General features: G+C 62.6%; 21 protein-coding genes and 1 tRNA gene. 14 read left to right on the top strand and 8 right to left on the bottom strand.

Annotation, left to right across the window (positions count from 1 at the left end):
* Window positions 1-32: 32 nt before the first annotated feature.
* Window positions 33-833: a ferredoxin--NADP reductase gene (locus ACQZAB_RS07790; protein ID WP_428388628.1), complete on the bottom strand. Its 801-nt coding sequence runs from the start codon at window positions 831-833 to the stop codon at window positions 33-35.
* A 57-nt stretch (window positions 834-890) separates the two neighbouring features.
* On the opposite strand from ACQZAB_RS07790, the gene ACQZAB_RS07785 reads away from it, so the two are divergent.
* On the top strand, window positions 891-2,000 hold the full coding sequence (locus tag ACQZAB_RS07785; RefSeq protein ID WP_428388626.1) for an ATP-binding protein: 1,110 nt from the start codon (window positions 891-893) through the stop codon (window positions 1,998-2,000).
* 66 nt (window positions 2,001-2,066) lie between these two features.
* Here the strand turns inward: ACQZAB_RS07785 and ACQZAB_RS07780 are convergent, their stop codons facing one another.
* Together ACQZAB_RS07780 and ACQZAB_RS07775 are read right to left on the bottom strand one after the other, a co-directional pair.
* On the bottom strand, window positions 2,067-2,435 hold the full coding sequence (locus tag ACQZAB_RS07780) for a hypothetical protein (RefSeq protein ID WP_428388624.1): 369 nt from the start codon (window positions 2,433-2,435) through the stop codon (window positions 2,067-2,069).
* A 344-nt stretch (window positions 2,436-2,779) separates the two neighbouring features.
* Window positions 2,780-3,997 carry an endonuclease/exonuclease/phosphatase family protein gene (locus tag ACQZAB_RS07775; protein ID WP_428388622.1) on the bottom strand — a complete coding sequence of 406 codons (1,218 nt, stop codon included), beginning with the start codon at window positions 3,995-3,997 and terminating at the stop codon, window positions 2,780-2,782.
* Window positions 3,998-4,323: 326 nt separating this feature from the next.
* Between ACQZAB_RS07775 and ACQZAB_RS07770 the strand changes: the two genes are divergently transcribed.
* From ACQZAB_RS07770 to ACQZAB_RS07755, 4 genes are all read left to right on the top strand, one after another.
* A complete protein-coding gene (locus ACQZAB_RS07770) occupies window positions 4,324-5,001 on the top strand; it encodes a lamin tail domain-containing protein (RefSeq protein WP_428388620.1) in 678 nt (225 codons plus the stop codon).
* A gap of 228 nt (window positions 5,002-5,229) precedes the next feature.
* Window positions 5,230-6,231: a type II secretion system protein gene (locus ACQZAB_RS07765; protein WP_428388618.1), complete on the top strand. Its 1,002-nt coding sequence runs from the start codon at window positions 5,230-5,232 to the stop codon at window positions 6,229-6,231.
* A 77-nt stretch (window positions 6,232-6,308) separates the two neighbouring features.
* Window positions 6,309-8,222: a PEP-CTERM sorting domain-containing protein gene (locus tag ACQZAB_RS07760; protein ID WP_428388616.1), complete on the top strand. Its 1,914-nt coding sequence runs from the start codon at window positions 6,309-6,311 to the stop codon at window positions 8,220-8,222.
* 161 nt (window positions 8,223-8,383) lie between these two features.
* Window positions 8,384-10,462 carry a hypothetical protein gene (locus tag ACQZAB_RS07755; RefSeq protein ID WP_428388614.1) on the top strand — a complete coding sequence of 693 codons (2,079 nt, stop codon included), beginning with the start codon at window positions 8,384-8,386 and terminating at the stop codon, window positions 10,460-10,462.
* On the opposite strand, the gene ACQZAB_RS07750 is transcribed toward ACQZAB_RS07755, so the two are convergent.
* Entirely contained in the window at window positions 10,459-11,853 is a 1,395-nt protein-coding gene (locus ACQZAB_RS07750; RefSeq protein WP_428388612.1) for an alkaline phosphatase, read from the bottom strand. The genes ACQZAB_RS07755 and ACQZAB_RS07750 overlap by 4 nt on opposite strands.
* A 79-nt stretch (window positions 11,854-11,932) precedes the next feature.
* Between ACQZAB_RS07750 and ACQZAB_RS07745 the strand changes: the two genes are divergently transcribed.
* The 4 genes from ACQZAB_RS07745 to ACQZAB_RS07730 all read left to right on the top strand — a co-directional run bounded on the left by ACQZAB_RS07745 (window position 11,933) and on the right by ACQZAB_RS07730 (window position 14,967).
* Window positions 11,933-12,301 carry a hypothetical protein gene (locus ACQZAB_RS07745; RefSeq protein WP_428388610.1) on the top strand — a complete coding sequence of 123 codons (369 nt, stop codon included), beginning with the start codon at window positions 11,933-11,935 and terminating at the stop codon, window positions 12,299-12,301.
* A 127-nt stretch (window positions 12,302-12,428) separates the two neighbouring features.
* On the top strand, window positions 12,429-13,127 hold the full coding sequence (locus tag ACQZAB_RS07740) for a hypothetical protein (RefSeq protein WP_428388609.1): 699 nt from the start codon (window positions 12,429-12,431) through the stop codon (window positions 13,125-13,127).
* 77 nt (window positions 13,128-13,204) lie between these two features.
* Complete coding sequence (locus ACQZAB_RS07735; protein ID WP_428388607.1) at window positions 13,205-14,209, top strand: dockerin type I domain-containing protein; 1,005 nt, start codon at window positions 13,205-13,207, stop codon at window positions 14,207-14,209.
* Window positions 14,206-14,967: a type II secretion system protein gene (locus ACQZAB_RS07730; RefSeq protein WP_428388606.1), complete on the top strand. Its 762-nt coding sequence runs from the start codon at window positions 14,206-14,208 to the stop codon at window positions 14,965-14,967. The genes ACQZAB_RS07735 and ACQZAB_RS07730 overlap by 4 nt, the downstream gene beginning before the upstream one ends.
* A gap of 59 nt (window positions 14,968-15,026) precedes the next feature.
* On the opposite strand, the gene ACQZAB_RS07725 is transcribed toward ACQZAB_RS07730, so the two are convergent.
* Complete coding sequence (locus tag ACQZAB_RS07725; protein WP_428388605.1) at window positions 15,027-17,306, bottom strand: hypothetical protein; 2,280 nt, start codon at window positions 17,304-17,306, stop codon at window positions 15,027-15,029.
* A gap of 509 nt (window positions 17,307-17,815) precedes the next feature.
* Here ACQZAB_RS07725 and ACQZAB_RS07720 point away from each other — a divergent pair.
* From ACQZAB_RS07720 to ACQZAB_RS07710, 3 genes are read left to right on the top strand one after another with little or no spacing between them, the layout of a single operon-like run.
* Entirely contained in the window at window positions 17,816-18,322 is a 507-nt protein-coding gene (locus ACQZAB_RS07720; protein WP_428388604.1) for a sigma-70 family RNA polymerase sigma factor, read from the top strand.
* Window positions 18,319-18,942, top strand: a complete 624-nt coding sequence (locus ACQZAB_RS07715) for an NrsF family protein (RefSeq protein WP_428388603.1) — start codon at window positions 18,319-18,321, stop codon at window positions 18,940-18,942. The genes ACQZAB_RS07720 and ACQZAB_RS07715 overlap by 4 nt, the downstream gene beginning before the upstream one ends.
* Window positions 18,943-18,996: 54 nt before the next feature.
* A complete protein-coding gene (locus ACQZAB_RS07710; RefSeq protein WP_428388601.1) occupies window positions 18,997-20,313 on the top strand; it encodes an MFS transporter in 1,317 nt (438 codons plus the stop codon).
* A gap of 36 nt (window positions 20,314-20,349) precedes the next feature.
* Here the strand turns inward: ACQZAB_RS07710 and ACQZAB_RS07705 are convergent, their stop codons facing one another.
* The 3 genes from ACQZAB_RS07705 to cysK all read right to left on the bottom strand — a co-directional run bounded on the left by ACQZAB_RS07705 (window position 20,350) and on the right by cysK (window position 23,941).
* Window positions 20,350-22,743: a PQQ-binding-like beta-propeller repeat protein gene (locus ACQZAB_RS07705; RefSeq protein ID WP_428388599.1), complete on the bottom strand. Its 2,394-nt coding sequence runs from the start codon at window positions 22,741-22,743 to the stop codon at window positions 20,350-20,352.
* Window positions 22,744-22,831: 88 nt separating this feature from the next.
* Window positions 22,832-22,905: transfer RNA gene (locus ACQZAB_RS07700), tRNA-Cys, on the bottom strand.
* Window positions 22,906-22,975: 70 nt separating this feature from the next.
* A complete protein-coding gene (cysK, locus tag ACQZAB_RS07695; RefSeq protein WP_428388597.1) occupies window positions 22,976-23,941 on the bottom strand; it encodes a cysteine synthase A in 966 nt (321 codons plus the stop codon).
* A gap of 220 nt (window positions 23,942-24,161) precedes the next feature.
* Here cysK and ACQZAB_RS07690 point away from each other — a divergent pair, with 220 nt between their 5' ends.
* The gene (locus ACQZAB_RS07690; RefSeq protein ID WP_428388595.1) at window positions 24,162-25,052 is read left to right on the top strand and encodes an alpha/beta hydrolase; all 891 of its coding nucleotides are present in this window, start codon (window positions 24,162-24,164) and stop codon (window positions 25,050-25,052) included.
* Between the two features lie 76 nt (window positions 25,053-25,128).
* Window positions 25,129-25,644, top strand: a complete 516-nt coding sequence (gene tpx, locus ACQZAB_RS07685) for a thiol peroxidase (protein WP_428388593.1) — start codon at window positions 25,129-25,131, stop codon at window positions 25,642-25,644.
* Window positions 25,645-25,700: the final 56 nt, after the last annotated feature.

Here is a 25,700-nt window from a genome sequence, read left to right as displayed (position 1 = left end):
CAAAGCGAATACAGCGGGAAGTGCGGGGGGGGTTACCAGTAGCGTTCGAAGTGCAGGTTGCCGTCCGGGTGCTCACGGCCTTTGGTGACCCAGCCGCGGGCTTCGAGGTTCTCCTGACACTGATCGATCATCGCCGGGTTGCCGCAGAGAAACACGTGCGTCTGCTCAGGCGAGAGCTCGACCCCCGTCAATTCTTTGTACATCTCAGGCTCGAGAATCACGTGCACCCGGCCGCGCAGGCCCGACCAGTTCGACGTATCCGGCTCCCGGGTGCAGATCGGCAGGTACACCACCGAATCATCCTCTGCCGCGACCTTCTCAAGCTCGGCCCGGTACCCGAGGTCCGCCGCGAGCCGCGTGCCGTGGATGATGACGATCTTCCGCCAGCGCCCCGTGCCCCGATACTGATCCATCATCGATAAGTAAGGCGCCAGCCCTGTGCCGGTCCCGACCATCACCAGGTCCTTGCCATCGGGCACGCCATCCAGCGTGAAGTGACCCTTGATCTTCGGGTCCATGAATAGCGGGTCGCCCGCCTTCAACTCCCAGAGCTTGGGCGTCAGCTTGCCCTCATCCACCCGAACAATGAAGAACTCCAGGTGATCCCCAACCTTCGGCGCCGAAGCAATCGAATAGGCCCGCCGGATCAACTTCGGCCCCTTGCGCTTCGGGTTCGGCTTCGCATCCGGGTCGATCACCCCCAGCGTCGCGAACTGTCCGGGCTCGAAATCAATCGCCACGTCGTCGTCATACGCCACCCGAAAGGCCGCCAACTCATCGTTAAAATCGACGCGCTCGAGCAGGTGTGCGTTATAAGGGTTGTCCTCAGTCATACGGACAGTTTACAGACCAAACACTCTCTTGCTCGCGGCTCAAGACGACGAATCGCCATGCAGAAACTCATCGGCCAACCCAAAGCCACCGAACTCCTCCAACGCCAGCTCCAGGCCGACCGCCTCCACCACGCCTACATCTTCCACGGGCCCCAGGGCGTCGGGAAAATGACCTGCGCCCTCGCCTTCGCCGGAGCCTTCCTCTGTCACGACCCCCAAGACGGCCAAGCCTGTGGCGACTGCAACAGCTGCAAAGCCCTAGGCGACGACATCCTCAACGCCGCCGGGCTCTCCCACGACGATGAGGGCACCCTCTCCCTCAACCACCCCGACCTCCACGTCATCGCCAAGGAACTGGCCCGCTACCACAAGGACAGCCAGGTCAGAAACCGCAAACTCACCCAGATCCCTGCCGAAATCCTCCGCGACACCCTCATCGAGCCCGCCCACAAAGCCGCCCAGCTCGGCCAGCGCAAAGCCTTCATCGTCGATGAGGCCGAACTGCTCAACCCTACCGGCCAGAACACCCTGCTCAAGACCCTCGAAGAACCCCCCGACGGCACCATGATCATCCTCGTGACGAGCTCCGAGGATCAGCTCCTGCCGACCATCCGCAGCCGCTGCCAGCGCATCCCTTTTATCCCCTTGCCCGAGCAGGCGGTCGAGGACTACCTCGAGCAGCACGCGCCCAATCTCCCGAGCCCGACCCGTCAGCAGCTCGCCTCGCTCGCCGATGGCAGCCTCGGCCGCGCCCGGATCGCCATCGATTTCGAACTCCACCACTGGATCAACACCCTCACCCCACACCTCGATGCCATCGACCAGGGCAGCCCCCAGCCCGAACTCGGTGCCGAGATCCATCAGGCCATCGACGGCTTCGCCGCCGCCTGGGTCGACAAACACGCCGGCGCTTCCAAGGAAGCCGCCAACCGACTCGGCCTCGGCCTGATGGCCTCCCTCCTGTCCGGCCGCGCGCGCCGAGCCCTCGCCACCCACGCCCCAAACCTCGATCCCGACGACCCCATCGCCGCCGAGCAAACCCTCGCCGGTCCTCTCACCACCATCGACGCCGTCGATCACTGGCAGGGCCTCGTCCGCTCCAACGTCAACCTCTCTCTCGCCTGCGACCACCTCGTCGCCACCCTCGAACGAGCCACCCTCAACTGAATCCAAACACCACAACGCAAAAACACCCGACCGGCTCTCACCGGCCGGGTGCCTCTAAGCACACCATCACGAACTCCGCTTCTTCTCACCGAGCGCCAGAAACGCCGCCTTGCCGAAGCCATCAGGCAGCAGCGACAGCTGTATCCGTCGGAGGTCAAACACGTGCGCACGCCCATCGTGGTCGCGCACCAGCACGTAAGGCAGCGCCACCCGGCTCACCCGAAACGGCTGACCGGAGTTACGAGGCAGCACGCTGATCTTGTGCGGCCTGACCTCGTCAAGCTCAAAACGCTCAATCTCCGCCCACTCTTCAGGCTGCAGCGACTCGATCAGCCTGCTGATCGCTACATACTGATGAGGCGCAATATCCTCGGGTGCAAGTAGCTTCGCGACCTCAGCCTCTTGGTATTCAAGTTCCTGTATCTCAAAGTCCATCACAATCGTCCCCTTTCTTTGCTGGGGTATCCACGGCAAAAGAACGCCACCCGATACACCACACGGCGTGAGCCAATGATGCATCAGACAGCACACAAACGCTGAAACACAGATTAAATGGACGGGGAAGCGAAACCGACGAGCAGAACACTCAGCCGCGCGAGCCATCCTTCCAGATGACCCATCCGCCGCCCACACCCATCGGTGTGTCACAGCCATCAAGTTGTCGGGTCAACATGGAAGACATAACTCAGCCCTTCGCTAAGTAGGAAGGCGAAAGATACCTAACCCATCGGCGGTGTCAATATATTTCTAAAGATAAAACAAAAACAAAAAGACGCCGCTCACTCCACCACCACATCCACCCACACCGCCCGGTGATCCGAGGTCTCCACCAGATCGGCCAGCGGGTCGCCCGCCACCGGCCAGACCACACCCGAACGCACCACGCCAAGCGTCGTCGAAGGCAGCACGTAATCCACCCGCAGATTCCCCGGACCGCCGAAGTCCGCGGTGTCCAGCGACGGGTCGCCGCCATGCGTCAGGTTCGCCCCGCCCTCCGCCTCAGCGTCCGCCACGCCCCCACGACTCGCAGGCCGCACCGCACCATTGACCCGCGGATGCTCCAGCAACTGCTGCGGCGCACCCCGAATCGAATCCCCGTCAAACGGATCGGCATTGAGATCGCCCACGATCACAAAGTGAGCCCCTTCCGCCAGCCCTCCTGCGACACCCGCATCATCAATCAAGTAATCCGCCCCATCCAGGTAATCAGCCCACAGCCGGATCTCGTCGTGGTTCCGCCGGCCGTTCCGGTCTTCCGGCCCGTCAAACACAGGCGGCGTCGGATGGCTCGCCAGCACATGAACCCGCCGACCCACCACCTCCACCGGCACATCCACATGATTCTTCGAAGACAACCGGAGCCGATCAAGCACCTCCCCCCGGTAGTAATCCCCCGGCTCGGTGGTCTCCTCATCGTCCGGCAGCAACGCCCCCGGCATGTCGCGCCAGAGCAGCGTCTGAAAACGCCGGATCTCATCCTTCACGATCGGATAACGCGACAACACCACAAACCCGAAGTGCCCCGGGAACAGTCCGAACCCTTGCGCATCCGCCGGCAACGCCACCCGACCATCCCCATTCACGTCCACATCCATAAGGTGACCGGTGTTCACATCCGGCTGGTACACGAACGGATAGTCGATCGGCGTCTGCTCCGACTGACTCACACCCAGGTACAGATCCTTGAACAACTCAACGCCACGCCCTTCCGCATCCCAGTCGAACTCATTCATGAGCACCACATCCGGCCGCAGCCGCTGCAGAATCTCCGCCGTCCGCCGCGCCGCAGGATCATGCCCCGTCTCAAAATCAGCCAGCATCTTCCCCTCAGGCGTCCGGCTCAGCGACGTATTAAACGACGCCACCCGGATCACCACCGGCTTCTCGCTGCCCGCTTCGTGAATCGACGCACACCCCCCCACTAAACCCAAAAACCCCGCCAGCAGGCCAAAAACGACGATCGTCACCCCAAGCCGAGTTACGCGGAAATCACCCATGTTCACTGTCGCTCCTGCTTTAACAGACTTCCTGACACGCTGGTACGCAAACAGCCAGCCCTGCTCGGTCGCCCCACATAAGCCTACCGCACCTACGGCATCTGCTGCAGAGAACATCATCTACCGCCCGCTCACGATTTCCTAACACGAAATCTCAGAAGACACACTGGATGAGCAAGGCTCAGCGCGGTATCTTCTTGCCGTCGCATGCGGGGTCTGTCGACCCGCTAGACATCCGTCCAACCCACCGAGACACGCAACGTAGCGTCGATCACCACGGACACCCTCGCCTGTTTTGACCTTTTGCACACTGGAGGATTGAGAAAATGCGCACCGCACTGACCCTTGCAGCCGCCCTGGCCATGACCAGCACCGCTTCCGCTGGCCTGATAATCTCCGAAGTCGTCGACGGCACCCGTGGCGGCGGCAACCCCAAGTTCGTTGAAATCACGAACACCGGTTCCACCGACATCACCTTCGCCTCCGGCGGCATCATCAACCAGTCCAATGCCAACACCGACCTCGACATCGATGTCGACCTCACCGGCGTCACCATCTTCGCCGGCCAGTCCTTCGTCATCCAGTCGTCGAGCAACGGCGGCCAGGGCGTCTTCGAAGACACCTACGGCTTCGCCGCCGACCTCTACACCCCCGCCTTCTTCAGCAATGGCGACGACCGCTACATCCTCAACCTCGATGGCGTCATCGTCGACATCCACGGCCAGATCGATACCGACGGCACCGGCGAAGCCTGGGAATACACCGACAGCTACGCCTTCCGCCTGCCGACCGCCATCTCCGGCAACAACGGCAACTTCGATATCTCCGAGTGGTTCCACGCCGGCGTGAATGGCCTCGAAGATGCCAACTTCGACGACGCCGCTGAGAAGGTTCTGCTCCTCGAACTGACCACCCCCGGCACCCACGAGTTCGTCATCCCCGAGCCGGCTTCGGCCGCTCTGCTCGGCCTCGGCGTGCTCGCCCTGGCCCGCCGCTCAGCCTGAACAAGCTAAGCAAACCACCGCAAGATTTTAATCTTGTGAAGACAACTTGCTATTCTGAAGGGTGAGCCTCGAAAGGCTCGCCCTTCTTTTGCCCGGCGATGGACGCCGCCGCGAACAGCACGGATGCCAACGGCTAAACTAGGTGAGTTCCCTCACCGCCAAGCCGTGCTCGCGTGGCAGGGAAGAAACCTGATCGGTCCGACCCCCACCCCGCACGGAGACCTAACGATGACACCCACCACCTCACGACCCCGTCAGGCCGCAGCCTTTACCCTCATCGAGCTGCTCGTCGTCATCTCCATCATCGCCCTGCTCATCGGCATCCTCCTCCCCGCCCTCGGAGCCGCCCGCGGCACCGCCCGCTCCGCCATCTGCCTCGGCAACCTCCGCTCCGCCGCACAGGGCATGTTCACCTACACCGTCGATAACGACGGCTGGCTCGCCGGGCCGAACACCTCGGGTGCCCGCTACAACAATCCAGCAGCTACCTTCCGTGATGGAGCCAACGAACCCACACAGAACATGGACTGGGTATCACCGACCATGGGCTCGTCTCTCGGACTCTCCGATGATCGGAGCAACCGGATCGAAGACATCTTCAACAACGAATTCCGCTGCCCCGCCAATCAGGAAAACTACACCGACGTCTTCGCCGCCGGTGATGTCAACATCAACGCTGAAACCACATTCGTCTCCAGCTACTCGTCTCCCCTCGGCTTCCACCTGTGGGGAGACACCTACGCCAACGGCAGCGATGATCCGATCTATCTCTCTAACAGTCGTGGTTCAGCAGTGAGCATGGCCGCCAGCGTCCCCAACGACTACGCCAGTAAACTCGATGTCTTGGGATCCGGCAGCGAGAAGGTTTACGCCCTCGATGGAGCCAGATTCGTCAACGGCCCGGATCAGATCACCTTCAACGGCATCGTCAAACAGTTCCAAGGCGGCAACTTCATGGTAAGCGGCCCCGCATTCGCAGGCGGAAGCGGATCGCCCTACCAGTACGAGCCGGGCATACGCAACGTGCCAACCGAAACCAGTGAGCGATACGCCTTCCGACACACCGGACAACTCAACGCGTCTTTCTTCGGTGGCCATGCTTCCCGCCTCTCCGTCGAAGAAGCCACCACGGTCGATCATTTCCTGCCCACGGGAAGTGTGATCACCAGCCGCAACAACACCCGCGACCGACGCGAGCCCTTCATCACCAACGGCTACGTCGTCAGATAAGCCAACCGGCCCGATCCAAAAACGGGCCTTAACCTAGGACCGCTCCCACAACCACGGAAGACCAGGAGAACAGAAGCATGTCCACCGCACGTCTGCTAACCAGCGCCCTTGCCGCCACCACACTTACCTCCGCCGCTTTGGCCTCAAGCCCCACGGGGGGCTTCATCGCCATCGGTGATATCGGCAACTCTACTGCTACCAGTGACACCATCACTTTCTACAGCACCGACAGCCTCGCCACCCCGCTCTTCACCGTCGCGCTGCCCTTTGAGACAACCACCTCCAACCGTGAAGACTTCTCTGCGTTAACTGTCAACCCAACAACGGGTGACGTATACGTCCTTGCCTTCGACAGCGGAAACCCCGGCGACGAAGTTACTTCCACCGGTTTCGCAAACAACCAGACCGATACCGAAGGCGACTCCGACCTCTACCGCATCGACTTCGATCTTTTTTACAACGACTGGGTCACCAACCAGGGCAGCCAGTACGTCTCGTACTACACCCAGACCGATGACTTCTTTGGCGACCCGATCCTCGGCGGAGCCCCCAACCCCGTCCTCGCCAACAGCTCGCTCGCTTCCACGGGCATCCAGAAGATCGGCGAAGTCGCTACCTCCCGCGGCGACTCCGATGGCTTCTTCAACACCCCGATCGCTTTCATCGACGAGAACACCATCGTCATGATCGACGACGACTCCCCCACCACCCAGGCTGGCGCCAGCATCGATGGCACCACCTTCGAAGGCGACCACGAGATCCGCCTCTTCACCCGCATCGCAGAAACCAACGATGAAACCGTTCAGGCTCCTGGCGTCATCACTAATGACGTTGACTTCCAGATCGAAGTCTCGCCTGGCGTCTTCGAAACCCGCACCGTCACCGAGTACGAAGGCGGCTTCGAGCAAGGCACCACCGAAGTCTGGACCTCCGAGATCATCGGCCGTGTTCAGGGCGATGGCGAAGGCAGCAGCGAACCGACAACGATGTTCGCCTACGTCGACCCGACCACCGGCACCCGTGGCGTCTGGATTGTTGAAGACGACGGAGACGGCGACCAAGTCCGCTTCTTTGACATCGACAGCCGTAGCTACAAGCCCTTCACCAGCGGCGGCGACGCCTTCATCCTCGACGACAATCCCACCATTGACGTCCTCTCCAACGACGGCAACGCCGACCGGATCATGGTCAACCCCCTGACCGGCGACCTCCTAATCTCTGAGTCCGGCTTCTTCGAGACCCCTCAGAGTGAACCCAGCATCATCACGCGTGAGGTGATCAGCTACGACACCAACGGCGAAATCCTCTTTGGCCCCTGGGGCTTCGACCAGCTCGACGGCAACCAGCCCGGCGACGACGACACCGTCGTCACCGACGGTCGCTACCCCGTCTACGACTTCGTCAACAACGTCGTCTACTTCTACGACCGCGACACCCCGACCGATGGTGGCTCCTTCGATGGCGACTGGTGGGCACTCGACCTCAACACCGGCCAGACCACCCTCGTCGCCAATGATGCCGGCAACTTCCAGATCTTCAGCCAGGGCAGCTACGCCGGCTTCTTCTTTATCGGCGACCTCCCCGGTCTCGTTGGCGACTTCGACCTCTCCGGCGTCCTCGACAACGCCGATGTCGACCTCCTCGTCGCCGCCATCCTGGCCAGCTCGACCGACAGCGAGTTCGACCTCGACGGCTCCGAAGCCATTGATGCCGGCGACCTGACCTTCTGGGTCGAAACCCTCTTCGGCAGCTTCCTTGGTGACGCCAACCTCGATGGCGAAGTCGACCTCATCGACCTCTCCAACCTCGCCACCAACTTCAACGGTCCGGCCGGCTACGCCGGTGGCGACTTCAACGCCGATGGAACCGTCGACCTGATCGACCTCTCCATCCTCGCCACCAACTTCGGCTCGACCAACACCATCCCCGAGCCCGCCTCGCTGGCTCTGCTCGGCCTCGGCGCCCTCGCCCTCACCCGCCGCAGCCACTGATCGCTGCGACCTTTCGACGCTCATAACCAGGACCCCGCGGGCACACGCTCGCGGGGTTTTTTTCTGGCCGCCACGCCAATACGTGGCACACTAAATGCTTATCCGTGCCCCGCACGCACGAACCCCTCAACCCGCCTGTTTTTTGACGGATACCCCACACCATGCGTTCCACCCGCTCGGCCATCACCGCCGCCCTCTCGCTCTCCGCCCTGCTCGCCTTCACCGCCGCCGCTGAAGCACAGCTGCGCGTTGTCTCCTACAACACCGCAGGCGGGCCACGCACCGGCCTCGAAGACGTCCTCGAAGCCATCGGGGACGAAAACCGCAACGGCTTCGCCAAGCCCATCGATGTCCTCGCGCTCCAGGAACAGAACTCCCCTGGCTCCACCACCCAGGCCATCGTCAACCTGCTCAACAGCGTCTACGGCTCCGGCACCTACGCCCGCGCGAACGTCAGCCCCGGCTCGACCGGAGCCGGCGGCCCAGGCCTCATCTACAACACGCAAACCGTCTCACTCATCAGTGAAGCCGCCCTCGGCACCATCAGCAGCTCCGGCCCCGCGCGCCAGTTCACCCGCTACCAACTACGCCCCGTCGGCTACGGCGAAGAGGCCGACTTCTACCTCTACAACCACCACTACAAGGCCAGCCGCGGCTCCACCAACGAAGGCAGGCGACTCCAGGAAGCCATCCAGGTTCGCAACGACGCCGACGCCCTCGGCGAAGGCACCTCCATCATCTACGCCGGAGACTTCAACCTCTACACTGCCTTTGAGCCCGCCTACGCCCACCTCCTCACCTCCCCGGGCGCAGGCATCGCCTTCGACCCCATCGATAAACGCGGCAACTGGTCCAACAACGACAATTTCAGAGAGACACACACCCAAGCCCCCTCCTCCAGCCCGCCCGGCGGCCTCGTCGGCGGCGGCGTCGATGACCGCTTCGACTTCCAACTCGTCACCGGCGAACTCCTCGACACCGAAGGCCTCGACTACATCCCCGGCTCCTACCGCGCCTTCGGCAACGATGGCAGCCACACCATGAACCAGTCCATCACCACGGGCACCGGTGCCTCACCCACCATCCTCACCCGACTCACCCAGGTCTCCGACCACCTGCCCGTCGTCGCCGATTACCAGCTCCCCGCCAAGCCCGCCTTCGACGTCCAACTCTCCGACAACCGCGCGATCGTCGGAGCCACGGTCACCGCCACCCTCCAGGCCACCAACATCGCCCCGGTCGTAGCCGCCATCGGAGCCGACGAACTCGACTACGACATCACCGTCTTCAACACCGATACCGCCAGCATCACCGGGACCGCCCAGGCGCTCGCCGGCCCCACCGAACACGACACCCTGGCCGACACTTCAACCCCCGGCACGATCAGTATCGGTGGCCTACTGACCTCAACAAACCCCAACACCGACACCACCCCCATCATCGGCTTCCAGGAACTCACCGTCCTCGAACCAGCCAATCCCTCCTTCGCCGATGGCACCGACGCCGACACACCCAACCTCGACCTCGGCGTCATCCTCGCCGGTGCCTCCGATCTCAACATCCCCCTCCATCTCTACAACAACGAAACCACCGCCGACTTCACCGCTTCACTCGATCTCGACAACATCCTGCCCTCAGGCAGCAGCACGATCATGCTCAACCTCTCGCCCTTCTCCGGCCTCGAAGCCGGTAGCGCTCAACCCTTCTCCATCAGCATGTTCGTCGGAAACACCGCCGACACCCGAGACACCAGCTTCATCCTCAACCTCTCGGATGAAGACATCCCCGGCGAAACCAACCACCAGCTATCCATCAACGTCAGCGCCACCATCGCCGCTTTCCCCGGCGACATCAATGGCTCAGGCAACTTCGACGCTGGCGACATCGATACCCTCGCCGAACGCTTCGGCACCGACGCTCCGGGCTACGACCTCAACAACGACACCCTCGTCAACAACGACGACATCGACTTCTGGCTCGCCTCACTCTTCGGCTCCGTGCCGGGCGACGCCAACCTCGACCGCACCGTCGATCTCATCGACCTCTCCCTGCTCGCATCCAACTTCGGGTCAGACGCCACCAGCTGGGCCGAAGGCAACTTCAACGCCGACAGCACCGTCGACCTCATCGACCTCTCCCTGCTCGCCAGCAACTTCGGCTTCGATGGCAACCCCATCCCGGAACCCGCCACCGGTATCGCTCTGCTCGCTCTGGCAGGCCTACGGCCGCGCCGCCACTAACCCCGCAGGCCCAGAGCCTCGACAACCACACCATAGAAATCGATGTTGTCCATCACCGGCCGCAACAGTTCACTGCCCGGGCCCACGGCCGTCGCATGAACCATCTCTGCCGTGTGGTTACCGCTCACAAACGCCACACCCCAGTGATTCGCCAGCACCGAACCAATCACCGCGCTGTCACTCCGACTGCCCGAGAAACCATCACCCATCGCATCATTCACAAGCACGCGCTCCAGATGATCGATCTCATCCATCGCCAGTTCCACACCCATCCGCTCGCGCAGCTCGGCCACCAGCTTCACCACCCGATCCTGCTCACGACCCGCTGCGATCTGTGCCGCCGTCACCGATGACTTCGCCTTCAGCAGCTTCGCAAAACCCTCGTTCCCCTCATCGCCATAAAGCGTCAACTCAGGCCCACCGCACCCGTGATCGGTCATGACCAGCACCAGCGTATCCCCGCGACGCCTGGCCCAGCCCACCACCGCCTCCACCGCATCATCAAACGCAATCTGATCAAACAGGTTCCCGGGCGCATCATTCCCATGACCCGCATGGTCCACACGCCCACCCTCGATCTGCAGAACAAACCCACGCCCACCCTTTGACTTCGCAGCCAGATGCTTAAGCGCCACCAGCGACATCTCCTTGAGGTGAGGCTCAGTCTCCGGCCGATCGAGGTCGTACGACATGTGACTGCCGTTGAACAGACCCAGCAATCGCCCCTCCGTCATTGCCGCCGCCCGCAGACCCGCCGTATCACGAACCACCGCCAGGTCCTCGTGCTTCGACAGCAGATCATCCGAAAAATGCCGGGCCCCACCCCCGAGAATCAGATCCACCCGCCGATCAAGCATCTGGCCAGCGATCTCATCCTCCATGTTCCGACTCGGGACGTTCGCCACGAAACTCGCCGGCGTCGCATGCGTGACCCGCGTCGTCGTCACCAGCCCCGTCGCCATTCCGCGATCACGAGCCGTCACCAGGATCGGCTCCAGATCACGCCCATCACGCTGATTGATCACCCCATTATCGATATGCACACCTGACCCCCACGCCGAACCCGCCGCCGCCGAATCTGTCACCAGCGAGTTCGCCGAATGCGTCATCATCTGCGTCACCGGAGCCCCGCCCATGTAAAGCGATGCCCACGCCGAACGCCGGCCATGCAACTGCCGGCTCGCCATGTCCGCCATCGTCCACACGCCCTGACTCATGCCGTCAGCCACCATGAACACCACGTTCCGCGCCCGACCCCCACGCCCACCCCGAACCGATTGCGCCCTGGCAACCTTCACCCCGGTCCCCAGACTCAGCCCCGCAGCGCCCGCCGCCACCGCCGCCGTGCCCTTGAGAAACCCGCGACGAGACGTTTGACCTGTTCCACCCATGACAAAGCTCCTCAGTGATTCCCCGATTCTAATCGATCCACCGAAGCATTCCGCCATCATCGTGCTAAAGTTCGGTCAGGTGCAAAGCCAAACCCTCCGATTCACGGTCCTCCTCTGGTGCGTCCTCTGGTTCGCGGTCATCCTGCCCGGCCATAAACGCGGGGCCATCGCACTCCCGGGCGAAACCCAGGACCTCCGAAGCGTCAACGTTTGCCCGTTCTGCGACCTGCTGAAAATCCCGGCCGATACCGACACGCCCCTCCAGCCCTGCTCCGGTGGCTGCCTGATCTGCCACCTCAAACTCGGGACCGCACCCCCTCCCGCGCCCATCGTCTACGAGCCCATCTTCACTCAGCTCGATGATCTCCCCCTCCTGACCGAAGCCTCTCTCATCGACCAGATCGATCGCCACCTGCCCAAACTCGGCAGGGCCCCACCCACAGCCTGACCCGCTAACGCCAACTCACCACCCTTTCCGGGAAACCCTTCGGCACGACCCTCCGCTTCGACCGGAGCGTGCTTTCCAACAGCAGCCTGAGTTCACCAACGCGCAACCCGCGCACGGAGCCCGAGAAATGACCCGACCGATGGCCACGACCGCCCTTCTCACCTTCGCAACCACCTCAACAGCCCTCGCCGCCATACCCCCGATGCCCGGCATGACCTCCGGCCTCGGCATGCCCGGCAACGGCATGATCCACGCCGAAATCGCCGTCCAGAACAACACCGTCTCCGCCGTCCTTCGCGACGGTCCCTCCGGCGGCGCCACCCCCGACAACCGACTTGTCGCCGGACCCGCCGCCGCCTTCGACCCACCCTACAACGTCCTCTCCAACCGGCTCTACAACGCCCAGTATGGCTGGCTCGAAGACCAGACCATCGGCTTCACACCCATCGACATCACGCCCGATGAATCCATCTGGATCGAACTGCTTTCCACCGCTGGCCCCGGCACCGTCAACATCTACGAAGGCGGCAACGGCCAGCAACTCACGGCCACCGGCCACACCATGGCACCCATCCATGGCACCGCCGGCTCACCCGCCGCCTGGCAGTGGGACGACGATTTCCTCATGCAGCACAACTGGTACACCTTCTCTACGCCAGGTGACTACGACCTCACCTTCAACATCTACGTCGGCGACAACAACGGTGCGTCACTCTCCACCTACACACCCGCACAACTCATCCTCACCTTTACCGCTATCCCGGAGCCCGGCTCGGCCGCGCTGCTGCTGCCACTCGCCGCACTGACGCGCCGACGCTCGCACTAACCACATCACGGGTGACCTCTTGCAGGCCGAGGGGACCTGCAAGAGGCAACCACCCAACAACCCAAAAGCCCAACACCATGAAAGCCATCACCACCGCACTCGCCACGCTCTGCCTGACCACCACAGCCCACGCCAACGGCGTCTCGCTGGGTGGGCTTATGAACCACCTCAACGTCGGCGTCGCCGCGCCCGTCAACGGCACCTTCCCACTCACCATCAGCTTCGACACCAACCCAGGCGACGGCCTCGAGATGGTCCTCGGCGAGCCACCTCTCGAAGAACCCTTCAACATCCTCGAAGACCGCGCCTACAACGCCCAGTACGGCTGGCTCCGACAAGGCCGCTGGGGACCCGGACCGGGTGAAGGCGTGTTCATCGAACTGATCGACGCCACCCCCGGGCTCTCCATCTACGAAGGAGCCTTCGGCACCGACGCCAACGGCGGCACCTCCGACGACCTCAACGGCCAACACACCCTCGCACCCATCTTTGGCACCGAGGACACCTCCACCCTCTGGCAGTGGGACGGCCGCATGACCCACCACTGGGTCGTCTCCGATGCCCCCGGCAACTACGAAGCCACCTTCCAGATCTACGTCGCCGAAAACCTAAACGGCGCGCCCGGCGATCTCAGCCCCACCTTCCTCCCAGGCGAAATCACCCTCGCCTGGATCGATAACGTCTCTCAACCCATCACCTACACCCTTGACGACATCAACCAACTCGCCGCCGACCTCCGCAACCAGACTACCACCCCTACCCAGGACTACAACAACTCCGGCACCGTCACCTTCGACGATTACACCTACCTCATCCAGACCCTCATCGGAACCGTCCCAGGCGACACCAACCTCGACTTCACCGTCGACCTCATCGACCTCTCCAACCTCGCCACACACTTCAACCTAACCCCCGGCGCCCTCTGGCAACAAGGCGACACCAACGCCGATGGCACCGTCGATCTGATCGACCTCTCCAACCTCGCCACCCACTTCGGCACCAACCTCAATCAGGTCCCCGAACCCATCGCGACCTCGCTACTCATCACCCTTGCCTTGATGAGTCGAAGAGCCTGCCGATGAATCCACAGCCCAAGAAATCTAAGCCGGCGATGGCAACGAATGCGGGGGGGTTCACACTCATCGAACTCCTCGTCGTCATCTCTATCATCGCCCTGCTCATCGGCATCCTCCTCCCTGCGCTCAGCGCTGCCCGCAATCAGGCCCGCGCGATCGGCTGCCTCGCCAAAGCCAGAACCATCGCCCAGGCCCTCACCATCTACCTCCACGACAACGACGACCGCTTCCCCCCCACCAACCATGGCGGGTTCCCCGACCCCAGCCTCGCCTACACCCCGGACTGGGACCTCCAACTCGCACCCTACCTCGGTGCTAACTCCGTCTACCTCGCCTCCTTCGTCGACTTCTACCTCGAAGACAACCCCGACGCCGTCGCCTACTACAACACCCAACTCCGCTGCCCCGAAGACGAGCGCACCGCCACCACCGACTACGCCTACGCCCAATCCGTCTACCCCAGCCTCTCCCCCAAGGTCCCCGAAGAACGCGAGGTCCTCAACGGCCAGCTCTGGCAATCCCTCCGCCAAATCCCCGCACCCTCCGCCACCGCCATCCATAGCGAAGTCGACGGCAGATCCAACCACATCATGGCCCACTACTGGCAACTCTATAACGTCGAGCCCGAGCAGGACCTCGCCCTACGCCACAACAACAAGCTGAGCACCACCTTCGCCGACGGCCACGCCACCTCAGGCCCCATCACCGAAACCTTCTCCCGCCCAGACAACCGCGACCAATGGAACCCCGCCACCGCCCGCTGACCTCACAAAAAAGCCGGCGGCCCCGGAGAGCCGCCGGCTCGATCCTACTCTTCACACGCTCACCGCCGCCGACGACCCGCCAGCAGCCCCAGCCCCACCAGAGCCTCACTCGCCGGCTCAGGCAGCACCCCCGCCTCTTGCCCGAAGTTCGTCGCCAACAAGGACAGATCGATGAGATCAACCACACCATCACCGTTGAAGTTCCCATCCGTCCAGGTTCCGCCGCCATTGAAACCGGAAGCCAGGATCGACAGGTCCACCAGATCAACCACGCCATCCAGGTTGGCATCCCCAGGCAGCGCCACCACCGCCTGCACATCTGTCGCCTGGTAGATCACCGCCAACGCCCACGTCGACGACACCACCTGACCGATCACCTCGTCAAACTCACCCAAACGCGACAAGCCATCGATCACCGGAAACACCGTGCCATAGTCGGCAAAATCCGCACCCGGAACCACCAGCCTCAGCGACCCCGCCAACTCAAGCGGTCCATCGATGAACATCCGGTCATACTCGCCCGGGTTCTCGCCGAAGACCTTCATCTCCAGCAACCCATCCACCGTCTGATCGAACCCCGACGCGAACAGGTTCCCCGCCGTCGGCCCGATCCGCATCGTGCCGGCGTTCTCGACGGATGTCAGATCCAGGTCTAAACCAGTCTCAAAACGCATCTCACCCCCAACCCCATTGATCAGCGTCCCCGTCCCGACAAACGTCGCCGCGTCGTCAATCGCCGTTTCCCCCGTCAGCCGCAGCCGCGCCGAGGGTGCCGCCCACGTCGTCACACTCGACCATAAAAAGTTCGCGTTGGCCGTGATCTGCGCCTGGCTCGTCACCTCCGTCTGCCCCGTGATGCTCACCTCCGAACCCGCCAGACGCGTCATGAAAGTAAGCCCATTGCCCACCAGATCCATCGACCCCGCCATCTCCCACGTCTCGGCCGGATCATCCAGGTTCACCGTCAACCGTGAGGTGAAACCACTGCTGAAGTTCAGCGTCCCGTCAAACACGTTGTCGAAAGCGTCAATCCGCTCCGCGTTCACCGTCAGCCCGCTGTTGATGTCCCAACTCGCGAGACCATTGCCATCCATATCAAAGACACCGGCATCGACCGTCGAGATCAGCGACACCGTCGCCGAGCCGTTCTGCTCGGCAAAACCATTGATGACAATGTCCCCCTGATAGCTCGTCGATCCCATAAAGCGCACGACACCATCCGCCGGATCGGTGCTCGCCGTGTTGAACACCCCGCCCGAGAGCGTCGTTGGCCCCACAAAATCGAGCCTCGACCCACCCTGATCCAGATCGAACGTCCCGCCCTGCACATCCGCCTCGCCAACGTAGTCGAGTTCGTCATCCGAGCCAACAAACACCGTAGCGCCAGACTGGATCACCACATCGGCCTCAACCCGGGCCCACGCCCCGTCCGTCCCAAGCACGCTGAAATCGCCTGCACTCATCGTCCATTCGCCCCCCGAGATCACACCCGGCCCGCTCGCCTGGCTGTTGCCGAACATCCGGACCTCAGAACCCGCCGCCGTCCTCCACCCCTCGCTCAGGTTCATCGCCAGAAACCCACCCGTCACCAGCGATATCTGACCATTGAACGCATCATGCAGTCCTGTCCCGTTGATCGTCAGGTTGTCAATGTTCGTCCCGTCGATCCCAGCCGCAGAAGCGTTGACAACCCCGCCGCCAGTCACACCATCAAGATCAATCCGCCCCGTACCCTGCTGATTGATCACCATCCCCCCCGTACCCGGATCAATCCGCCCATCATTGATCAGGCTCGGCGTAGCCCCACCACCATTCAGATCGACGGTCCCCACACCACGCAGCGACGAGTCCGCGTCGATCTCCAGCTGCACATCCACTTCCAGCAGCCCGCCGTTCTGCAGAATGACCGAACCCTCATCGGTGATCAGCAAGAAATCCGTATCCAGACCCGCCAGCCCGCTGCCCGTCGGCGTAATCCCGATCCGCGAGGGGAACAAGGTAATGCCGTTGCTGTTGCTGCCCGTCAACACCGTCTGCTGCAACACCACCAGCCGCGAACCCAGCGTCACCAGATCCATCCCATCCTCGACCGTCAGGTTCGTCACCGTCGTGTTGACATCAAGCTGAACCGTCCCGTTCTCCACGCCAATCAGATCCCCGATGAACACATCGTCCCCCAAATTCGGCGCCCCCGAAGGCGTCCAGTTCCCGATCAAACTCCAGGGCTCCAGGCCTGTAGAGCCGTCCCAGCTCTTCGTTGCTCCCCAACCCGGCGGCACCATCACCCCGCCCAGCACCGCCGACAACAGAACACCCGTACGCAGACCATCAACCTTCATCACCAGACTCCTCTCAACCATCATGGTTGGCAGACTTCGACTCGCCGGAACCACACGCGCCGGCCCCGCTAAATACGCTCAAAGAACCAAGCACCTGCGCAACGCCACTCGGTTTTCGCTGATCGATACGCTTCGGCCACACACCGTGAAATGCTGGCGATAAAAAAACGCCAGCCCGCCAACTCATGCCTTGAATCACTGGAAAATACGTAGACACAACTACGCGCATCACACCACCTCCAGCGGCTACTGCCACAGGCTTACGACTCGCCCCATCGGCCGGGATAGCCGCGGGCGAGCCAACACCACCGTCCCGATACCCGCTTACTTCAATTTCGCTGGCAGAAGATCAAGGGTTACAGATATTCTGAAAAAAGATGCCCAGGAAAGCCGATCGTGCAGAAGACTTGTCCAACGCGATACAAAACCTGCCCAGAAAAACGCCCGACGTGTAACCGATGTGCCCGGACCAACGAACAGGATTAACAGAACAACAAGCCCAGCAGTGGATGGCCGCCGCTCAGCAAGGCGACGCCACCAGCTATCGCTGCCTGCTCGAAGCACTCGTCCCTTACCTGCGCAGATGTCACGAAGCCGAATGCCGACCTGCTGACGCCGATGACCTCACCCAGGAAACACTCCTGGCGATCCATCTCAAGCGAGCCACCTACGACCCCTCGCAACCCCTGCTGCCATGGGTCAAAGCCATCGCTCGATACAAACGCATCGACTTCTACCGAAGACGCGCACGACTGCGCGAGGAACTACTGACACACACCAGCGACAAACCTCACAGGGACAAGAACGCCAGCCAGCACGAAGACCATGATTTCCTCTGCCGATTGATGGACCGACTACCCGAGTCACAAGCCGAAGCCATAAGACTGGTCAGACTCCAGGGACTTAGTATCAGGGAAGCCGCAGAACACCTGAACAAGAGCCCATCCTGGATCAAAGTCAATATCCATCGTGGTATCAAAACCATGAAGGCCGATGCAGAAAGGGATAACACATGAAGCCCGATCTCATCGATACGCTTGTCAGAGACCTCAAACCCGTCAAACCCGCCGGTCGTCAGGCCAGCCTCCGCCTCCTCATCACCTGTTTGCTCGCAACCCTCCTGTTCGCCTGGCTGATGCGCGGCAACCGCATGATCTCCGGCGATCCATCGCAGACCGTCTGGTCCTGGCTCAAACTCCTGCCCTTCGCCCTGGGAGCGATTGCCTGCATGACCCTGGCCACCGACCAGACCATCCCCGGAAAACCCTCCCGACCAGGGCCACACATCACACTCACACTCGCGATCCTCTTGCTGCTAGGCTTCACCGCCGCAGGCTTCACCAACCCCGACGCGCAGGTGCTCATACCCTCTGCCTGGGGGTGTGTACGCTCCATCATCACCTTCGCAATCCTGCCTCTGACACTGATCCTCTGGTTCGCCTCGCAACGCGCAGCCACTCAGCCCGCTCTCGCCGGAGCACTGGCCGGGGCTGCAGCAGGACTGCTGGGAGCACTCGCCTACGGGATGAGCTGCAGGATCGACGGCCTGGCCTTCATTGGCGTCTGGTACACCGTCGCCATACTCGTCACAACCACACTTGGATACCTGCTGGGAGCCCGACTCCTCCGCTGGTAACAACACCCCCCCACCGCCCGCTGACCTACAGTGTCTGACACAAGCCCAAAGCCCATGTCAGACACCACCACCCTCCAACGCGTTCACAAAGCCCTCACCTCCGAAGACGACGGCCGCACCTGCCGCGATATCCCCGACAGCGCCTGCCGCGAGCAGCCAGCCAACTTCCTCACCCACGTCACCGCCCTCGCCATGACCAAAACCGGCGACGGACTCCTCGACCCCAAGCTCGTCCTCGCCTGGCTGCTCACCGCCCTCGGATCACCCGCCGCTATCGTCGGCCTCCTCGTCCCCGTCCGCGAAGCCGGAGCACTCCTGCCCCAACTCATCACCGCCGGATACATCCGCGCGATGAAACAAAGAAAATGGGCCTGGGTCGCTGGCTCGGCCGTCCAGGGACTCGCCGTCCTCGCCATCGCCGCCACCGCCCTCACCCTCCAGGGCGGCGCCGCCGGCGTCACCATCATCGCCCTCCTCGCACTCTTCGCGCTCGGCCGCTCCGTCTGCTCCGTCTCCTACAAGGATGTCCTCGGCAAAACCGTCGCCAAAGCCACCCGCGGAACCGCCACCGGCTCTGCCGGAACCCTCGCCGCCTCCGCCGTCCTCCTCTTCGGCATTCTCCTCGCTCTCGACCTCCTGCCCCGAACCACCACCACCATCGCCATCGTCCTCACCTTCGCCGCCGGACTCTGGCTCACCGCCGCCGCCCTCATGTCCACCCTCACCGAAGAGCCAGGCGAAACCGAAGGCGGCAACAACGCCCTGCTCACCGCCCGAGACAACCTCAAGCTCCTCTACACCGACTGCCACCTCCGACGCTTCATCGCCACCCGCGCCTTGCTCACCGCCACCGCCCTCGCCCCACCCTACATCCTCGCCCTCGCCGGCTCCAACGCCCCCGATGACGCCCGACTCGGCTTCTTCATCATCGCCTCATCTCTCGCCGCCCTCACCACCAACTACATCTGGGGACGACTCGCCGACCGCTCCTCACGAAGGGTCCTCATCCTCGCCGCCATCATCGCCACCATCAGCCTCCTCGCCACCGCCACCCTCGGCCTCTACGCACAAGACGCCCCCTGGCTCGCCTACGCCCTCCCCGCCAGCCTCTTCCTGCTCATGATCGCCTATCAAGGCGTCCGCCTCGGCCGCTCCGTCCACCTCGTCGACATGGCAACCCCCGACACCCGCGCCGCCTACACCGCTCTCTCCAACACCACCATCGGACTCCTCCTCCTCGCCGCCTCCGCCTTCGCAGGACTCACGCAAACACTGGGCGTCCCCGCCACCCTCCTTGCCTTCGCCACCATGACCACCCTCGCAACCATCACCGCCGCCACCCTCGACGAAGTCCAGCAAGACAATCAGTAAAACCTCAGCTATCAGGACAAGGGCAGGCAACCGCGCCTAAGCACGCCTCAGCCTCGTAACCGCACCATCCATCCCCGCCGCATACCAGGCACGCCCATCAGCGCTCGCCGCCAGCGAAGCCATCACATAAAGCGACGGAGAAACCGAGTAACGCATAACCACCTCACCGGTCTCTGACGACAACACCGTCAGCAACCCCCGATCCGAAACCACTCCCACCACATCCGCCACAGCCACCGCCGGATTCGGGATCCGTCCCGTCGGCACCGCGCTCTCCCACACCACACCGCCCTGCGCATCCAGCCGCAGCAACCGATCATCCAGCCCCCGTGCGTACAAACCATCACCCGACACCGTTCCCGAAATCGCAGAAACCTCTGCCATCACCTCGCCGCCGAATACCCCATCCCGCGAATACCACCCCAGCCGGTAACCACGATCCGCACAGTACACCCGCGTCTCACCATCAACCCCAGTCAACAGCACAGGCGAACAATCCGCCGGACCGTAATACCGACTCTGCCTGTCCACCTGCCCACGCGGGCACCACGATCGCCACAGCCGCCGACCATCCTCCACCGACACCCCATACAAAAACCCGTCCCACGCCCCGACGTACATCCGATCTCCCGCCGGATCCATCGCGACCGCCGCTTCAACGCCATACGTCGCCACATCACTGGACCACAACACCCCTCCATCATCTACGCGAACCGCCCACATCACCCCATCCCCATCCCCAAAGTAAGCCACGCCCTCACGCACCACAGCAGGCGCATACACCGCCGACGGCAACGGCCGACGCCATAGCTCAGTTCCCTCGTCCCCGCCTGCCAAACGGTAAGCCGACAACGCGCCACCAGCCTCACCCGGACCGCCCGCCGTCCCCACCAACAGCACCTCCGAGCCACCAACCGCCCGCGTCAACGCCAGCCCATGCAGAATCTCCCGACCCGTCGCCACGTCCAACAGCGACCGCTCCCTCTCCCAATCCCACACACGCACACGCCCGTCAGTCCCCGCGAAGCACAACAACGACGCACGATCGGACAACCGAAGCGGCGCCTTCACACCCGACCCCACCCGCACCGTATCCGCCCGCCAATCACCCATAGACGCAGCCACCGTAAACGCCACCCCCCGACGATTCGCCACAGGCTCACGCCCGCTGTCAGTCACCTGCGTCTGAGTCTTCGAAGCCACGTCCACAGTCAGATAATGCCGACCCGCAACCAGCGACCCTCCCGCCAGACGCCCCACAAAAACCGGCTCGCCCGTCGCAGAAGCATCCGATGCGACCACAAGGGCCACAGCCGCAGCCTCATCATCATCAACCCAGGCACGCACACCCAGATCACCCGCCACCTCCGCTGGTGAGTCCCCAGCCGACATCCCCTGGCACGAATCGATCTCGACACGAAGCCCGATCATCCCGGAACCCGGCTCCATCCGATGCTCAACCGAAAAATCAACCCGCGGGCTCACCTTAGCCACAGGCTTCTCAAGCACCGCCACCATCCGCTCACCATCAAACGCCCGCACCGGCCGCCCCGCCGATGCATGAAACCGATACCCGCACCTCAGCACCCCGCCCACCACACTCACCATCCCGTACCCGCTGTTGTTCCGAAACGTCTCCCCACCATTCACCCGATGCAGATTCTGCCACTGCCGCACATGCACCGTGTGCCAGTGACCATCCATCATCAGCACCACATGATGCCGACGAATCACCTCCCACAACCGCAGCTTGTCGAACTCGCTCGCATAACCGCTGTTCCCCGACAACGGATGATGCATCGCTAGAAACACAGGCGTCCGCTCATCCACACCCGCCAGATCCTCCGCCAGCCAGACCAGCGTCCGCTCGTCCCAACAAGGCAAAGGCGACAACGACCCCGACGAGTTCAAACACACAAAATGACAACCCCCATGGTCAAAGCTGTACGAATCACCCCCATACCGAGCTTGCAACTCGGGATTGATCGAACCCCACGTGTTGTCATGGTTACCCGCCACCCCATAAATCTCACAAGCCGATGCATCCAGCACCCGCGCCCAATCCGCCCAGCAATCATCAACCGTGCTGTACTCAAAAATATCGCCCGTATGAATCGCGAACGAACCCGGCAGCGCACCAGCCTCGGGATAAACCGACATCCGGATCGGCTCCGCCGTCTGCCGACAGAACCAGTCCAGCACCCCAACACTGCGACCCTCCGCGTTGAAAACCTCGCCCGCAGGCCGCGGCTCCAGATGCGAATCCGACAGATGAAAGAACGCAAAGTCACCCACACCCCCCGCCGCCGATCCCACCGCCTTCACCGACCCGAACCGCTCACCCAACCAGCCCGACAGATCAAGCCTACCCACCGAAGCCCCCGCCACCAGCGATCCCAAAAATCGACGACGAGACCAGAAACCCGACATAACACACCTCCGACATCCGCACGCAACCCCAAAAAACAGCCGCTACGCGAAGCAGTCTACAACCCACCGGTCTCGATACTCACAAAAAAGGCCGCGGTCGGATTCGAACCGACGAATCGCTGATTTGCAATCAGCTCCCTTAGTCCACTCGGGCACGCGGCCGCATGCATCCGGATTCTAGCCAAATCAACGAGCCCGGGGCAGGAGCCCCGGGGCCCATTCAAATCAGACGCTAGCCCCCCAGCAGATCCGCAAACATCGCCGTCGACAGATACCGCTCGCCGAAGCTGCAGCCGATCGTCACGATCGTCTTGCCACGGTTCTCCGGCAGCGCCGCCAGCCGGCACGCCACCGCCACGTTCGCACCCGTGCTGATCCCCCCAAAGAGTGCCTCTTCCTGAGCCACGCGACGGCCCATCGCGAACGCCTCCTCGTTGCTCACCTTCTCCACGCTGTCCACGATGTCCGTATTCAGGTTCTTCGGGATAAAGCCGGCCCCGATCCCCTGAATCTTGTGCGGGCCCGGCTCGCCACCCGAGATCACAGGCGAATCCTCAGGCTCTACCGCCACCAGCTTCACGCCCGGCTTCTGTTCCTTCAAATACCGCCCACCCCCCGAGATCGTCCCGCCCGTGCCGACGCCCGACACGAAAATATCCACCGCCCCATCCGTGTCCGCCCAGATCTCCGGACCCGTCGTCTGATAGTGAACCTCCGGGTTCGCAGGGTTCTCAAACTGCTGCGGCATCCACGCGTTATCCGTCGTCGACACCAACTCACCCGCCTTTGCGATCGCCCCCTTCATCCCCTGAGCAGCAGGTGTCAGCACCAGGTTCGCACCGAGCGCCTTCAGCAAACCCCGACGCTCCAGACTCATCGACTCCGGCATCGTCAGCGTCAGCCTGTAACCCTTCGCCGCACAGATAAACGCCAGCGCAATCCCCGTGTTCCCCGAGGTCGGCTCAATAATGTGCGTGTCCGCCTTGATCGCGCCCGACGCCTCACCCGCCTCGATCATCGCCTTACCAATCCGATCCTTCACCGATGCCATCGGATTGAAGAACTCACACTTCACCAGCACCGTCGCCCCACCCTCAGGCACCACCCGATTCAGCTTCACCAACGGCGTGTTGAACACCGTGTCAGCCATGTTCGCGTAAGTCTTCCGATGCAACAGATTCGCCGTCGTGCTGGCCATGCTCATGCTTCCTTCAAAAAGGCTAGGAGTCTCAATCCCTCAATCTACGGGCATTTACAAACCGCATCATATGAGTACTATTTCCGTGAGGCAACCAGACCAAGCTGCCAGATCCAGGACCGACCCACAACCACCCCAGCCTACAGCCACGAGCCCCCATGACCACGCCCTATTCGTGCCTAGGGCAGTCCGAACCCACCCACCTCACAAAGCTCCCCCCATGACCCAGGCACCACCCGAGCCCCAACCCACGGCCAAAACCTGCAACCCCCTAAAACGCATCATCAACATCCTCCTTCTCCTCGCCATCCTCCTGCCCGTCGCCTACTACGGCACCCTCTTCTTCTCCCAGCGGGGCATGATCTTCCCCGGTCAGCACCGCCTGCCCAACACCGCCATGGAACCCCCCGCCTACCTCGGGGCCGAAGTCATCTGGCTCGAAACCGAGGCCGGACCCGTCGAAGCCTGGCTGATCCCCGGCAAAAACCGCTCCGCCGAAAACCCCGGACCCGCCGTCCTCTACGCCCACGGCAACTTCGAGTTCATCCAGATCTGCTACCACCACGCCGACTGGTACGCCTCCCAGGGCATCACCGTCCTGCTCATCGAATACCGCGGCTTCGGACGCTCCGCCGGCTCGCCCTCCGAAAAAGCCATCCGACAAGATGGTGTCGCCTTCTACGATATCCTCGCAGCCCGACCCGAAGTCAACCCCACCCGCATCGCCTTCCACGGACGCTCCCTGGGCGGCGGCGTCGTCTGCGCCATCGCCCGCGACCGCAAACCCGCAGCACTCATCATCGAATCCAGCTTCACCTCCATCCGCACCATCGCCGCCCAGCTCTTCGCCCCGGGCTTCCTCCTCTGGCACCCCTTCGACTCCGATCAAGTGATTACCGCCTTCGAGGGCCCCATCCTCCTCGGCCACGGCACCGACGACCCCATCATCCCCTACGACCACGCCCTCACCAACGCCGCCTCCAACTCCAACGCCACCCTCATCACCTACGAAGGCATCGGCCACGAACTCGACCCCATCCACCCCCAATGGCACCAGGAAATCATCACCTTCCTGACCGACCTCGGCTGGATCGAGACCCCTACACCCTGACCGCACACCTACTCTCACCCGCACAACCCCGTTACACTCCCCTTCCCCAAACAACCCTCTACCGGAGAACCCAACCATGTCCGAACGCCCCTCAGCCATCACCCTCAAGGGCAACCCCATGACCCTCGTCGGCCCCGAGCTCAAAGCCGGCGACACCGCTCCCGACTTCACCCTCACCGCCGTCGATATGTCACCCAAGTCCCTCGCCGACTACGAAGGCAAGGTCAAGATCCTCTCCGTCGTCCCCTCCCTCGACACCCCCGTCTGCGACGTCGAGACCCGCAAGTTCAACGAAGAAGCCGCCAGCCTCGGTGACGACATCGTCGTCCTCACCGTCTCCGTCGACACCCCCATGGCCATGAAACGCTGGTGCGGCGCAGCCGGCGTCGAAAAAGTCGAGTGCCTCTCCGACTTCAAAGACCACAGCTTCGGCACCACCTATGGCGTCCGCATCAAAGAGATCGGCCTCCTCGCCCGCGAAGTCTTCGTGATCGACAAAAACAACAAGATCACCCTCGCCCACCTCGTCAGCGAAGTCGCCGAAGAACCCAACTACGACGCCGTCCTCGAAGCCGCCAAAGCCGCTCTCTGAGCGTCGGCACAACCCAACATCAAAAAAGCACCGGCCACAAAGTCGGTGCTTTTTTT

The sequence above is a fragment of the Mucisphaera sp. genome (assembly GCF_965279675.1).
Classification (GTDB): domain Bacteria; phylum Planctomycetota; class Phycisphaerae; order Phycisphaerales; family Phycisphaeraceae; genus Mucisphaera.
The sequence above is the reverse complement of the archived record's forward strand: the minus strand, read 5'-3'. Positions and strand labels throughout refer to the sequence as shown.

Bases quoted from the DNA above. Each gene is read 5' to 3' on its own strand.
- ACQZAB_RS07790 (WP_428388628.1), bottom strand. From the start codon at position 833: ATGACTGAGGACAACCCTTATAACGCACACCTGCTCGAGCGCGTCGAT.
- ACQZAB_RS07785 (WP_428388626.1), top strand. From the start codon at position 891: ATGCAGAAACTCATCGGCCAACCCAAAGCCACCGAACTCCTCCAACGC.
- ACQZAB_RS07780 (WP_428388624.1), bottom strand. From the start codon at position 2,435: ATGGACTTTGAGATACAGGAACTTGAATACCAAGAGGCTGAGGTCGCG.
- ACQZAB_RS07775 (WP_428388622.1), bottom strand. From the start codon at position 3,997: ATGGGTGATTTCCGCGTAACTCGGCTTGGGGTGACGATCGTCGTTTTT.
- ACQZAB_RS07770 (WP_428388620.1), top strand. From the start codon at position 4,324: ATGCGCACCGCACTGACCCTTGCAGCCGCCCTGGCCATGACCAGCACC.
- ACQZAB_RS07765 (WP_428388618.1), top strand. From the start codon at position 5,230: ATGACACCCACCACCTCACGACCCCGTCAGGCCGCAGCCTTTACCCTC.
- ACQZAB_RS07760 (WP_428388616.1), top strand. From the start codon at position 6,309: ATGTCCACCGCACGTCTGCTAACCAGCGCCCTTGCCGCCACCACACTT.
- ACQZAB_RS07755 (WP_428388614.1), top strand. From the start codon at position 8,384: ATGCGTTCCACCCGCTCGGCCATCACCGCCGCCCTCTCGCTCTCCGCC.
- ACQZAB_RS07750 (WP_428388612.1), bottom strand. From the start codon at position 11,853: ATGGGTGGAACAGGTCAAACGTCTCGTCGCGGGTTTCTCAAGGGCACG.
- ACQZAB_RS07740 (WP_428388609.1), top strand. From the start codon at position 12,429: ATGACCCGACCGATGGCCACGACCGCCCTTCTCACCTTCGCAACCACC.
- ACQZAB_RS07735 (WP_428388607.1), top strand. From the start codon at position 13,205: ATGAAAGCCATCACCACCGCACTCGCCACGCTCTGCCTGACCACCACA.
- ACQZAB_RS07730 (WP_428388606.1), top strand. From the start codon at position 14,206: ATGAATCCACAGCCCAAGAAATCTAAGCCGGCGATGGCAACGAATGCG.
- ACQZAB_RS07725 (WP_428388605.1), bottom strand. From the start codon at position 17,306: ATGAAGGTTGATGGTCTGCGTACGGGTGTTCTGTTGTCGGCGGTGCTG.
- ACQZAB_RS07720 (WP_428388604.1), top strand. From the start codon at position 17,816: ATGGCCGCCGCTCAGCAAGGCGACGCCACCAGCTATCGCTGCCTGCTC.
- ACQZAB_RS07715 (WP_428388603.1), top strand. From the start codon at position 18,319: ATGAAGCCCGATCTCATCGATACGCTTGTCAGAGACCTCAAACCCGTC.
- ACQZAB_RS07710 (WP_428388601.1), top strand. From the start codon at position 18,997: ATGTCAGACACCACCACCCTCCAACGCGTTCACAAAGCCCTCACCTCC.
- ACQZAB_RS07705 (WP_428388599.1), bottom strand. From the start codon at position 22,743: ATGTCGGGTTTCTGGTCTCGTCGTCGATTTTTGGGATCGCTGGTGGCG.
- cysK (WP_428388597.1), bottom strand. From the start codon at position 23,941: ATGGCCAGCACGACGGCGAATCTGTTGCATCGGAAGACTTACGCGAAC.
- ACQZAB_RS07690 (WP_428388595.1), top strand. From the start codon at position 24,162: ATGACCCAGGCACCACCCGAGCCCCAACCCACGGCCAAAACCTGCAAC.
- tpx (WP_428388593.1), top strand. From the start codon at position 25,129: ATGTCCGAACGCCCCTCAGCCATCACCCTCAAGGGCAACCCCATGACC.